Annotated in this window: 11 protein-coding genes; 7 read left to right on the top strand and 4 right to left on the bottom strand. The window is 71.1% G+C overall.

Features of this window, described 5'->3' with window-relative positions:
* Positions 1-35: 35 nt before the first annotated feature.
* From TBR22_RS21550 to TBR22_RS21540, 3 genes are read right to left on the bottom strand one after another with little or no spacing between them, the layout of a single operon-like run.
* Positions 36-362 (bottom strand): response regulator, encoded by a 327-nt coding sequence (locus tag TBR22_RS21550; RefSeq protein ID WP_370651547.1) that lies wholly within the window; start codon positions 360-362, stop codon positions 36-38.
* A 43-nt stretch (positions 363-405) separates the two neighbouring features.
* The gene (locus tag TBR22_RS21545) at positions 406-738 is read right to left on the bottom strand and encodes a lipid asymmetry maintenance protein MlaB (RefSeq protein WP_239489895.1); all 333 of its coding nucleotides are present in this window, start codon (positions 736-738) and stop codon (positions 406-408) included.
* Positions 739-747: 9 nt separating this feature from the next.
* Positions 748-1,686, bottom strand: coding sequence for a methyl-accepting chemotaxis protein (locus TBR22_RS21540; RefSeq protein WP_239489894.1), 939 nt, complete (start codon positions 1,684-1,686; stop codon positions 748-750).
* A gap of 228 nt (positions 1,687-1,914) precedes the next feature.
* On the opposite strand from TBR22_RS21540, the gene TBR22_RS21535 reads away from it, so the two are divergent.
* The 7 genes from TBR22_RS21535 (at position 1,915) to TBR22_RS21505 (ending at position 10,539) form a co-directional block, all read left to right on the top strand.
* Positions 1,915-3,348, top strand: a complete 1,434-nt coding sequence (locus TBR22_RS21535; RefSeq protein ID WP_239489893.1) for a PAS domain S-box protein — start codon at positions 1,915-1,917, stop codon at positions 3,346-3,348.
* Complete coding sequence (locus TBR22_RS21530; protein ID WP_239489892.1) at positions 3,345-3,782, top strand: response regulator; 438 nt, start codon at positions 3,345-3,347, stop codon at positions 3,780-3,782. The genes TBR22_RS21535 and TBR22_RS21530 overlap by 4 nt, the downstream gene beginning before the upstream one ends.
* Positions 3,779-6,700, top strand: a complete 2,922-nt coding sequence (locus TBR22_RS21525; protein ID WP_239489891.1) for a response regulator — start codon at positions 3,779-3,781, stop codon at positions 6,698-6,700. The genes TBR22_RS21530 and TBR22_RS21525 overlap by 4 nt, the downstream gene beginning before the upstream one ends.
* Entirely contained in the window at positions 6,697-7,437 is a 741-nt protein-coding gene (locus TBR22_RS21520) for a sensor histidine kinase (RefSeq protein WP_239489890.1), read from the top strand. Before TBR22_RS21525 ends, TBR22_RS21520 begins: the two co-directional genes overlap by 4 nt.
* Positions 7,434-8,084 carry a response regulator transcription factor gene (locus tag TBR22_RS21515; RefSeq protein WP_239489889.1) on the top strand — a complete coding sequence of 217 codons (651 nt, stop codon included), beginning with the start codon at positions 7,434-7,436 and terminating at the stop codon, positions 8,082-8,084. The genes TBR22_RS21520 and TBR22_RS21515 overlap by 4 nt, the downstream gene beginning before the upstream one ends.
* 63 nt (positions 8,085-8,147) lie before the next feature.
* On the top strand, positions 8,148-9,293 hold the full coding sequence (locus TBR22_RS21510) for a VCBS repeat-containing protein (protein WP_239489888.1): 1,146 nt from the start codon (positions 8,148-8,150) through the stop codon (positions 9,291-9,293).
* A gap of 49 nt (positions 9,294-9,342) precedes the next feature.
* Positions 9,343-10,539 (top strand): cytochrome P450, encoded by a 1,197-nt coding sequence (locus TBR22_RS21505; protein ID WP_239489887.1) that lies wholly within the window; start codon positions 9,343-9,345, stop codon positions 10,537-10,539.
* 34 nt (positions 10,540-10,573) lie between these two features.
* Here the strand turns inward: TBR22_RS21505 and TBR22_RS21500 are convergent, their stop codons facing one another.
* Positions 10,574-11,842, bottom strand: a complete 1,269-nt coding sequence (locus TBR22_RS21500) for a dienelactone hydrolase family protein (RefSeq protein WP_239489886.1) — start codon at positions 11,840-11,842, stop codon at positions 10,574-10,576.
* Positions 11,843-12,106: the final 264 nt, after the last annotated feature.

The raw sequence follows: 12,106 nt of genomic DNA, 5'->3' as shown, positions 1-12,106 counted from the left end.
AGTCGGGGATTGGGCCAGTGGCCGCCACGCGTACGTCAGGGCACGAGCTTGTCGACCACGGCCAGCAGCTTCTCGGGGTTGAACGGCTTGACGATCCAGCCGGTGGCCCCCGCCGCCTTGCCCTCGGCCTTCTTGCCGTCTTGCGACTCGGTGGTCAGCATCAGCACGGGCGTGAACTTCGCGTTGGCCCGCGTGCGCAACTCGCGGATGAACGTGAGTCCGTCCATCTCGGGCATGTTCAGGTCGGTGATCACGAGGTCCACGCGATCGGTGCCGAGTACTTGCAGGCCTTCCCTGCCGTTGCCCCCCTCGCGGATCGAGAACCCGCGTTGTTGCAGGGTGAAGGAGACCATCTGGCGCATCGAGGCGGAGTCGTCGACGACGAGTGCAGTCCTGGGCACTGGTTCAGCCTTTCTCGCCGGCGCGCGGGGCCGGAGTCGTTGCGGTCGTCACGACGACGACGTCGCTGGTGATGCCGAGCAGGGCCGCGGCGCCGCCAGGCAGCGTCGCGGCATGGACGTGGAAGTGGCGGCCGGCCTCGCGGGCGACGCGTCGTGCCGCGATCAGGAGCTGCACGCCGGCGGTGTCGACGCGGGTGACTGCGGAGAGGTCGGCGCGCACGTCCTCGGCCAGCCGCGGGCACAGGTCACCCCAGTGGTCCGCGACGGTGTCGATCGTCAGGGTGCCGGTCGGCGCCCAGACGCTCTGGTGCGCCATCGTCATGTCGGTGTCGGTCATGGGTCGTCTTCAGAAGAGTTCGATGTCGCCGGAGTCGGGCGCCCCGTCGGCGCGCTCCTCCCACATCGTGTAACTGCGCTCGAGGCGCGCCTCGACTTCCGCCAGGCGCTGCCGCGCCGCGTCGTCGTCGCCGGCGGGCAGTGCCTGGCCGAGCGTGTCGCGCATGTGCGTGAGCGCCTCGCTGACGTGCAGCAACCGCTGATTCACCCGGTCCTGGAACTGGAGGCCGACGATGGCTGCCGAAACGTCTTCCGCCAGGGCGCGACTGAGGTCGGTGCCTTCGCGGATGCTGTCGCGGAGCATGGCGTGGTTGCGGGCCATCGCCTCGCTGGCGATCGCGAACGCCTCGCGCGATTGCTCGATGCTGGCGAGATCCTCTTGCGCGCCTTCGCGAAGCAGGGTCGAGAGCTCGGCGGCCTCGCCGGTCATCTGCGCCACGCCCTCGCGGATGTGCTCGGCGAGTTCCCGCGACTCCTTGCCGGCGCGCTGCATCTCGTCGGCGACGACCGCGAAGCCGGAACCGCGCTCGCCCGATCGCACCGCTTCGATCTTGGCGTTGATGGCCAGCAACCGCAGGCCGGCCGCGAGTTCCTCGATGTGATCGAGGGTCTTGTGCACGCCGCGCAGTGACTGCTCCACCTGTTGCAGCCGTTCGATCGCCCGCAGCGACCGGGCGGCCGTCGCCGCGAGTCGAGCGTCGGCGGCAGCGACGGTGTCCTGCATGCGGTCGAGCAGCACCGTGAAGCCGTCGTGTCCGTCGGTGCTGTCGACGATGGCGATGGTCGCCTCGACGCCGCGTCGGGCCTTGTCGGCGATGCCGCTGAAGTTGGCGCAGATGTCGAGGACGGCCGACTCGACCTGGCGCGACGTCTCGGCGAGCTGCTCGTTGAGCCTGGGGATGATCGCCAGGTGTGCGGCGACTTCCAGGCTCAAGGGGTTGACGGTCACCGTGTGCGGACTCCGTGATGAAGGGAAGGGGCGCGGTGCAACGCCGTGCCCCGCGGACCGCGGCAGCATGCCGTGGCGTTGGGGACATCGGCGGTCCCGGTGGGCCGCTTGAGGTCCCGGGCCCTCAGGAAGTTCCGTAGGGGTACGCCTGACCTGACGCGCATGGACCGCAGGCCTCGGGAATTTCCCGAGCTGTCGCCGTCGCGCGTTCCGCCGATACTCATCGCCGTGAACGCAGACGGCGGCGACGCTCACGTGGAGGGCAGCGCGAGGACGCCAGGGGAGCCGGCGGGCCCTCCCGACGTGCTCGGGTTCTTCGAGGCCCTGCGGCTGGTGATGGAGCAGCGCGACTGCGAGTGCCAGGCCTTCGCCCGCGACGCGCGCTACCGTGGCCTGATCGACGGATCGAGCATCGGCGTGCTGATCCACGTCGACGGGGTGATCCGCCTGGCCAACCAGGCGGTGGCCGACCTGGCCGGCTACGGCGATCCTGAGCAACTGCGCGGGATCGATGCCTGGGGGTTGGTCGCCCCCGACGATCGTGCCGCGACGCTCGCGCATCTGCGCGATCCGCACCTTGTCGGCCCCTTGCGGCAGTACGAGTGCCGGGGAGTGCGCCGCGATGGGCGGCAACTGTGGATCGGCTGCGTGTCGACGGCGGTGGAGTGGGACGGCGAGCCGGCGCGGCTCGTCACGGTGGTCGACGTCACCAGGCAGCGGGCGGCGCGGGAGGCGCGCCGGGTGGCCGAGGAGCGCGCCCGGCAGGTCGAAGCCATCGGCAAGCTCGCCGGCGGCATCGCCCACGAGTTCAACAACCGCCTGCAGGCCATCATCGGGCACGCCGAACTGGTGCTGATCACCTGTGGCGACGACGAGCGGGTCGCCGGGCCACTGCGCGCCATCACGCGCACGGCGCAGGAGTCGGCGGGGCTCACCCAACGACTGCTGGCCTTCGGTCGCCGGCAGTTGCTCCGGCCGAGCAGCACCGACCTGAACGAACTGGTCGGGCGGCTGCTGCCGAAGCTGCACGGCCTGCTCGGTCCGCGGGTCGGCGTGACGCTGACGCTGGCCCCGGGCCTGGCGCGCGTCAGCATCGACGTGGCGCAGTTCGAGCGGGCCTTCGTGGCGCTGGCGACGCGCGCCCGCGCGCACATGCCCGACGGCGGCGCCCTGCACCTCGAGACCTCCATGACCGATGTCGACGCCGACCTGGCCAGCCGACACGAGGGCGGCGCCACCGGACGACAGGTGTGCGTGCGGATGGTGGACACCGGGCAGGTGCCCGACGATACGCGCCTTCGCCTGTTCGAGCCGTTCCCGCTCGTGGTGCCGTCGGAAGACGCACAGCTCGACATGGCGGGCGTGCTGGGACTCGTCCACCAGAGCGGCGGGTGGATCGCCGTCGAGCCCGCGGCCGGACAGGGCGTCTCGATCGCCATCTACCTGCCCGCGGAGTTGCCGCCGGCCTCCATCGAGGAGGGCTGGAACGATTCGTCGTCCTGCGTCGACAAGGCAGCGGGGACACCGCGCACCCGGGCCGCGGCTCGCACCGACGGACGCGCCGACGAGCCGATGCCGGTGCGCCGCGGGTGGCGATGGCCGGCGCTCGGCGCCGCCGCGGCGTCGGGCCTGGTCGCCTGCGTGCGGGCGGCGACGCCATGACCAGCGAACCGGCTCGCGCCGACCTTGCCGGCGCCGGCTCTCCTCCCGGGGCCGTGATTCTCGTCGTCGACGACGATCCGGGCGTGCGCGACACCCTTTCGAGCCTGCTGCGTGCGGACGGTTTCCAGGTGCGGTTGGCCGCCAACGGCGACGAGGCGCTCGCCATGGTCGACTGTTGCAGGGACATCGCGCTGGTGCTGACCGACATCGTGATGCCCGAGCGGGAGGGCCTCGAGACCATTCGGGCGCTGCGCACTCGCGTCGATTGCCCTCGCATTGTCGCCATGTCGGGCTACGACGTCGGCCCCTACCTCGAGATCGCGCACCTGCTCGGCGCCGACGCGACGCTGGCCAAGCCAGTCACGACCGATACCCTGCGCTCAGCCCTGGCGGAGGCGAGGCTGAGCCGCGGTTCTGCTAACCTCGACCGATGATGGGGTTGCAGTTCGAGCTGGGCACCGGTGCGGCCGCCGGTGAGGTGGCGTCAGCCATCGTCCTGGGCGCTGCCGTGGCCGCGTGGTGGCGCCGCCTGTGGCAGCCGGGTGGTCGCCGGGCCGGGGATCTGGATCTCGAGCTGCTCCTGCAGCACTACGACGGGCTGTTGGGCATGGCCCACGACGTCATGCTGGTCCTCGACGAGCACGGTGGCGTCGTCCAGGTGAACGACCGCGCCACGGAGTTGTACGGCTACAGTCGCGAGGAGCTGCTGCGTCTCAACATCCGCGACCTCAGGGCGCCCCACACCATCGACCAGTTCCTCGAGACCTGGGCCCTGTTGCAGCAGGACGGCCGCGCCCGGTTCGAGACGGTCCATCGCCACAGGGATGGGCGGCAGTTCGCCGTTGAAGTGAACGTCCGCGTGATTCGGCTGAGCGGACGGCGGTACTTCCACGGCATCATCAGTGACCTGACGGCGCGACGGCAGGCCGAGGCGCGGGTGATCAGGCTCGATCGCCTGCACGCCCTCCTGAGTCACTGTGGTCGCGTGCTGGCGCACCCGGCCGACGAGGTGGCGCTCTGCCAGCGCATCTGCGAGGTGGCCGCCGAGCACGGGCGCTTCCGAATCGCATCGGTGGCGATTGCCGACGCGGTGTCCGGAGTGCTGCAGACCGTGGCCAGCGCCGGCCCCGGCGCCGGGTATCTCGATCACGTCTCGATCAAGTCGACCGACGAGCCGCTCGGTCATGGGCCGGCTGGCACCTGCCTGCGGACCGGCACGTCGGTGATCTGCCAGGACATCCAGCGCGATCCGCGCATGGAGCCATGGCGCCAGGCGGCCTCGACCTTCCACCTGTCCTCGTCGATCGCACTGCCGCTGCGTCGCGAGGGCCGCACCGTCGGCGTGTTGTCGTTCTACGCCGAGGAGCCGGAGTTCTTCGACTCCGAGGAGCTCCAGCTGGCCGAGGAACTGGCCGCCAGCCTGTCGTTCGCCCTCGACAGCGTCGCGCACCGGGAGCGCATCGAGCGGGTGCTCGACGCCATGAACGAAGGCTACTGGGACTACGACACGGCGACCGGCGAGACGCACATCAGTCCCAGGGTCGCGCAGCTGCTCGGGTACGAACGCGACGCACTCGCGTCGGCAGCCGAGGCGTGGCCCGACCTGATCCACGAGGCGGACCGCTCGCTCGTCGTCGCCCGCATCCAGGAACTCCTCGGGTCGGCCTCCTCGGCGCTGCTGTCGGTGGAGTTCCGCGTCCGGCGCAAGGCCGGCGGCTTCGTCTGGGTGCTGGGGCGGGCACGCGCCGTTGCCGCCGACGCGCAGTTCGGCCATGTGCGCCTGGTGGGCACGCTGACCGACATCACCGAGCGCAAGGCGCTCGAGGACCAGTTCCTGCAGTCGCAGAAGCTCGAGACCGTCGGCCGCCTGGCCGGCGGCGTGGCGCACGACTTCAACAACGTGCTGACCGTGGTCAACGGCTACAGCGACCTGCTGCTCGGCCGCATGGCGGCCGACGATCCCTGCCGCCAGGGGCTGGAGGCGATCCGGCAGGCCGGCGAGCGCGCCGGCGGCATCACCCGCCAGTTGCTCACGTTCAGCCGCAAGCATGCCAGCCAGCCCTCCGTGGTGTCGCTGGCCGACGCGGTGCGCGAGATCGAGCCGCTCGCGCGGGGCGTGCTCAGCGAAGCCGTCAAGCTCACCACACGCGTCCTCGCCACCGACGATCGCGTCTTCGTCGATCCGGGGCACCTGCACCAGGTGTTCATGAACCTGGTGGTCAACGCGCGCGACGCGATGCCGCGCGGCGGGGCGCTGGTCATCGAGACGAGCGAGGAGGACGTCCCGGCGTCCGCGAGCCGACCCGAGATCGCTGCCGGCCGCTACCTGTGCGTGACCGTCTCGGACACGGGTGAGGGCATGGACGCGGCGACACGCCACCGGATCTTCGAGCCGTTCTTCACCACCAAGGAGCTGGGACGCGGGACGGGCCTCGGGCTGTCGACCGTCTACGGTATCGTCCGGCAGAGTGGCGGCTTCATCGACGTCCAGAGCGAGCCCGGCGCCGGGACCAGCTTCCGCGTGTACCTGCCGCCCGCCACCCCCGCCGGCGCGTCCAGCGGACCGGCCGACGCCAGGCCCGCGCCGATCGCCCGCGGCACCGAGACCATTCTCGTCGTGGAGGACCAGCGCGACGTGCGCGAGGTGACGGTGGCGGCGCTCAGGGCGTGGGGCTACACCGTGCTGCCGGCCGCCAGCGGCGACGAGGCGATGAAGGTGGCCGAGCGCCACGAAGGCCGGATCGACCTGCTGTTGACCGACGTGATCATGCCCGGGATGCACGGGCACGCCCTGGCGCAACGCCTCACGGCGGCCCGACCGTCGATGCGCACGATCTACATGTCCGGCTACCCGGACGACGTGCTCGGGCCGAACCACATCCTGGGGGCGGACGTGCACTACCTGCCCAAGCCCTTCACGCCGGAGCGTCTGGTGGCCTCCGTGCGCGAGGCGCTCGGTCCGGCAGCGCCCCGCCCCACCGTGCTGGTGGTCGATGACGACCCGGACGTGCGGCGGCTCTTCGCCGACGCGCTGGGCGATCGCTACGGCGTGCTGCTGGCGGGCGACGGCCTCGAGTGCATGGAGCTGATCCGAGGTGGCGCGCTCGTCGACCTGGTGATCATCGACCTGTTCATGCCACGGCAGGACGGCACGCAGACCATCCAGGCCATCCGCGCGGTGTTGCCCACCGTGCCCGTGGTGGCGATCTCCGGGGTGTTCGGCGGGCAGTTCCTCGGTTCGGTCGAGCGCGCAGGCGTCGCCGCGACGCTGACCAAACCGATCAGCGTCGACGTGCTCCGCGCCACCGTGGCGCGCCACTGCCGCGCCCTGCGCGTCGCCACGCCGCAATGATCGTCGCCGCGCTCGTCGTCACGTGCGTGGCGCTGTGTGGCGGGCTGGTGGGCGTGGCGCTGGTCGCCCGTCGCCGTGCGCACGCCGTGCGTGTCCTGTCCTCCGAGATCGCCCGGTCACAGGAGCAGGAGCGCCAGAGACTCGCCCAGGACCTGCACGACGACGTCGGCCAGAAGCTGGCGCTCCTCAAGCTGCAACTCCAGATGGCCATCAAGGCCGACGAGGCCTCGGACCCGGCGCTGAAGGGCTGCGTCGATCTCGTCGACACGGTGATTGCCGACATCCGGACGATCTCCGGGGCGCTCAAGCCGGTGCCGTTCGACCCCGGGTTGCTCCTGCCGGCGCTGCGCGTGCTCGCGCAGCGCGAAGGCACGCGCGCCGGCCTGGCCGTCCTCGTCGATGCGCCGGGCGACACCACCGGCTTGCCGCGCGAGGTCGAGCTGGCGTGCTACCGCATCGTCCGGGAGGCGCTCGCCAACGTGGTCAAGCACGCCGAGGCGCGCCACGTCGCCGTCACGATCACCACGACACCGCACGCGCTGACCCTGCGCGTCGCCGACGATGGGCGCGGCTTCGACGTGAAGGCCGGCCGGCGTGCCGCCACCGCCGGCGGCCACCTCGGCCTGCGCAGCGTCGAGGAACGCCTGACCGTGCTCGGTGGCGCCCTGCGCATCACCTCGGAGCCTGGCGTCGGCACGACGCTCGAGTGCACCGTGCCCCTGCGGACCCCCTCATGAGCCTCCGTCTCCTCATCGCCGACGACCACACGCTGCTTCGGGCCGGCATCCGCTCGTTGCTGGAGCGCACGTTCCCCGACATCGACGTGCAGGAGGCCTCCGACGGCACGGAGATGCTGGCGATGGCCGCAGCCACGCCTCCCGACATCGCGCTCGTCGACATCACCATGCCCGGGCTGAACGGCATAGACGCCGCACAGCGCCTGCGCGACTCGTGCCCCGACTGCAAGGTCGTGATGCTGTCGATGCACCAGGACGACATGCAGGTGGTTCGCGCCATGCGGGCCGGCGCGCACGGGTACCTCCTCAAGGATGCCGCGGTCGCCGAGCTCGGGTTGGCGCTCGACGCCGTGCGGCGCGGGCAGGTCTACCTCAGTCGCGACCTGTCCGCTGCGGTGCGCGACATGGTGGTCACAGGGCAGCCCGCCGAGCCCGACCCGCTGGCGCGCCTCAGCCCGCGGCAGCGGGAGGTGTTGCAGCTGATCGCCGAGGGGCAGGGCACCAAGGAGATCGCCTACCGGCTCGGCCTCAGTGCCAAGACCGTCGAGACGCATCGCAAGGACCTGATGGCCCGCCTCGACATCCACGACGTCGCCGGGTTGACGCGGTTCGCCGTACGCCACGGCCTGACGACGGTAGACACGTAGCGACAGGGGACGACCGGACCGCCGCCGCGGCGACCGGCCCGTGCCACAGGTAGACTGGCGACGATGGTCACGGGCCTTTTCCTGTTCCTGCTCGCGGCGACCGCGCAGCCGGCCTCGTCGCCGGCCCCGCCGGCGTTCCGCGCGGCGACGATCGTGTCGGGCCTCGGCATGGGCTACCAGTTGGTCGTCGCCGACCTGAATCGCGACCGCCGGCCCGACGTCGTGGTGGTCGACGAGCGATCGACAGAACTGGCCTGGTACGAGAACCCCACGTGGACGCGCCACGTGCTGATCACCGGCGTCCCGCGCGTGATCAACCTCGACACGCACGATCTCGACGGCGACGGCATCCCGGAGATCGCGATGGCGCACCAGTTCGAGACCGACCCGTCGCGAAGCGTGGGACAAGTGCTGCTGCTCACCCATGGCGACGACCCGACGCAGCCGTGGACCAGCAAGCCGATCGACACGGTGCCGACGGCGCACCGCGTGCGCTGGATGCGCGTCGAGGCCGGCAAGTCGCCCTGGCTGCTCGTGGCGCCGTTCGCGGGCGCCGGCGTCGTCGCGCCGAAGTACGCGGGACGCACGCCGATCTACGCCTACGTCCCCGGCACATGGACGCGCCAGCGCATCTCGTCGACCCTCACCGGCATCGTCCACAGCATCCACCCGGTCGAGTGGGCGCCCGGACGCTGGCAATTGCTCACGGCCAGCTTCGACGGCGTGCAGCGCGTGGTGCCCAGGGAAGGCGAGTGGACGCACGTGCCGATCACGTCGGGCAACCTCGAGCCATGCCCCCGGTGTGGCACCAGCGAGATCAAGCTCGGGCGCCTCGGCGCGCGTCGGTTCCTGGCCACCATCGAGCCATTCCACGGCAACATCGTCGCGGTGTACCTGGATCGCGCGACGGGCTGGGAGCGGTTGGTGATCGAGGACGGCATGACCAACGGACATGCGCTCGCCGTCGCCGACCTCGACGGCGACGGGCAGGACGAGATCGTCGCCAGCCATCGCGGCAAGGACGTCCGCGTGAGCGTGTACCGCGCCGCCGACGCGACGGGCACGCGCTGGTCACGAACCGTGCTCGACCAGGGCGGCGTCGCCGGCGCCGACTGCAAGGTCGCCGACCTTACGGGCGACGGCAAGCTCGACATCGTCTGCTCCGGGGCCTCGACCGGGAACGTCGTGCTCTTCGAGCAGCAGAAGTAGGTCGCCTGTCCGACCCGCGCCTCCGCAACGTTCTCCGTGCGAGGCACATGTGGGCGACACCCTGACCGATCTCCGCGCTGACGCGCTCTTCGTCCGCCTGCGAACCTGCGCCCCCACGCTCGTGCTGGGCGACCTGGCGTTCGTGACGCGCCACGCCGACGTGCGCGAGGTGCTCTCGCGACCCGGCGACTTCAGCGTCGACCCGTATGGCGAGGCGATTGCGCGCGTGACGCCAGAGTCCGACTTCCTGCTCGGGCAGGCCGACGGCGAGTCGTATCGGCGACAGCTCGGGTGGCTTCGCGCGGCGTTCCCACCGGACGCCGTGCCACAGGCCACCGCCGCGGCCACGCGCCACGCCGCCGCGGCAACGGCCACGGCCGGTACGAGCCTCGACCTGCTCGATGGGTTCGCCCGGCCGGTCGCGGCCCTCGTGTGCGATGAACTGTTCGGGTTGGCGCTCGGGCATGCGGACACGACGGCGCGGTGGGCTCGCGACATCTTCACGGAGGGCTTCGTCAACGTGCTCCGGTTGCCGTTGCTCACGCGCCGCGCCAGGCGTTCCGCCGGGGCGTTCGGCGCCGCCCTCGACGCGCGCATCGCAGCAGTCCACCGGGAGCGGCAGGGAGGTGTCAGCAGCGACGATGGGCTCGGGCGGTTGCTGGCGATGCAGGAAGCGGGCGATGCAGGCCTCACCGACGCCCGCATCGCCGACCTGCTCCTGTGGACCGTTGCCGGCACGGTGGACAACGTGGCTACCGCGACGTGTCGTGTGGTGCACGAATGGCTGGACCGACCTGCGGTGCTGGCGCAGGCACGCGCCGCGGTGGCGCGAGCTGATGACGATGAGGTCTGGCGGCTCGCCCGCGAGGCGCTGCGCTTCGGGACTCCCACGCCGATGGTGGTTCGCCGTTGCCGCGCCACCTGCGCGATCGCACGGGGCACGTCACATGAGGCGCACGTCCCCGCCGGCGCGCTCGTGCTGGTCGGTGTCGGCGCCGCAATGATGGACCCCGACGTCCTGGAGGCGCCTGCCGAGTTCCAGCCGGGGCGGCCCGCGGAGCACTACCTGCACTTCGGCGTCGGCATGCATCGATGCCTGGGCGCGCATCTGGCCAGCGCGATCGTCGCCGCGATGGTGTCGGCCGTCGTGTCTCGCGCCGGCCTGCGGCGCGGCTCCGGCCTTGCCGGCCGGCTCCGCATGGCCGGCCCCTTTCCGAAACGGTTCACGGTGCGATTCGACGCGTGATGCGCCTCGAGTCCTGAGCCCTGAACCCGGTAGGTCACACGTGCCGCCCCAGCCACTCCCACGCCTGGGCCTGCATCTCGGCGTTGAACTGGTGCGGGCTGTCGTACATCTGCGTGCGGCAGCGATCCGGCACGCCGGCCTTGGCGTAGCACGCCTCCAGCTTCGTGAAGCTGGCCTTGATGCCCTCGACGTCGAACAGCGCGTCGCGCGAGCCGCTCATGAACAGCATCGGCCTGGGCATCGCGAGGGACGCCACGTCGGGATAGTCGAGCAGCCGGTGCAGGCCTGGCACGACCTTGGTGTGGCCGATGGTGTTCTTGACGTGCTTCCGCAGCTGCTTCGGAAACGACGTCATCCAGCACACGACCACGCCCGCCTTCACGCGGTCGTCGAGCGCCGCGAGGTGCGCGGCGCGGACGGCGCCCACCGACAGGCCGACGCAGCCAATCCGCTCGGGGTGCACGTCTGGACGCGAGCGCAGGTAGTCCACCGTCCGGATGTCGTCCCAGAACATCACGCCGGGCCAGGTGAACCCCGCGCTGAAGATCGTGCGCCCGACGAGTTGCTCGTTCTGGCTGGCGCGGGTGTTGAACGCCTGGATACGCTCGGGCGTCATCGTCGACGGGCGCTCACGCCAGTCGGCCGGATCGTCGTCGAGCAGCATCCGGCGGTCGCCCCAATAGAACATGTCGATGACGATCACCACGTAGCCGCGGCGCGCGAGGTCCTCGGCAATGGCACGGCCGCCGTAGTAGCGCTCGCGGAACTCCCGGAAGATCGCATGCTCGCCCTGCACGGGCACCAGCTTCTCCTTGCCCCAGAGGTAGAAGCCGCCGTGATCGTGCAGCGCGACGATGGCCGGGGCGGGCTTTGACGCGGAGGCGCCCTTCGGCACCAGCACATAGGCGGGCACGCGGATGTCGGGTGTCGTGCTGAACGTGATGCGCTCGCGGACGTAGTCGCCGCAGTCGACCGATTCGTGCTTCTCCGCCGCCGGCGGGCACGGCGCCGGGGCGTAATGGAGGAGGTCGAGGACCTTCGCCAGCGTGTCGCGTCGCCAGGCGCGCACGTCCGTGAATCGCGACTGCAGGAACGACAGCGGGAACTCACCCGCGACCGCCTGCGACCTGATGAAGGGAAACAGCGAACCGACATCCGGCGTCGAGGCCGGCGCCGCGGCTTGCGCGGTGTGTGCCGCGCCCGCTGCAGGGGCGGAGGCCAGCGAGGGCAAGGCTCCGATCGCGGCCGTAGCCTGCAGGAAGCGACGACGGTCGAGGCGCGCGGGAGAGGTCGGCTCGGGCATGCGGCATCCTGCCTGAACCGCGTCCCGCGCGCAATCGCACCGCTTTGGTAGGGACCGCTTTGGTAGGGACCGCTCTCCGAGCGGTCCATGTCCGCACCCATCGTCGTCGACGAACGGCCAAGGCCCGTCGACATGAATGTCGACGGCTACGGACTGCGAACCGCGACTGACCGTCGACCAAGGTCGACGGCTACGACCACCGGAGGGCGACGGCTACGAACCGTGACTACATCACGCGATGGACGTAGGCGTCGGCCCTGGCCG

Source organism: Luteitalea sp. TBR-22, assembly GCF_016865485.1.
Classification (GTDB): domain Bacteria; phylum Acidobacteriota; class Vicinamibacteria; order Vicinamibacterales; family Vicinamibacteraceae; genus Luteitalea.
This window is presented reverse-complemented; position numbering and strand designations above follow the sequence as displayed.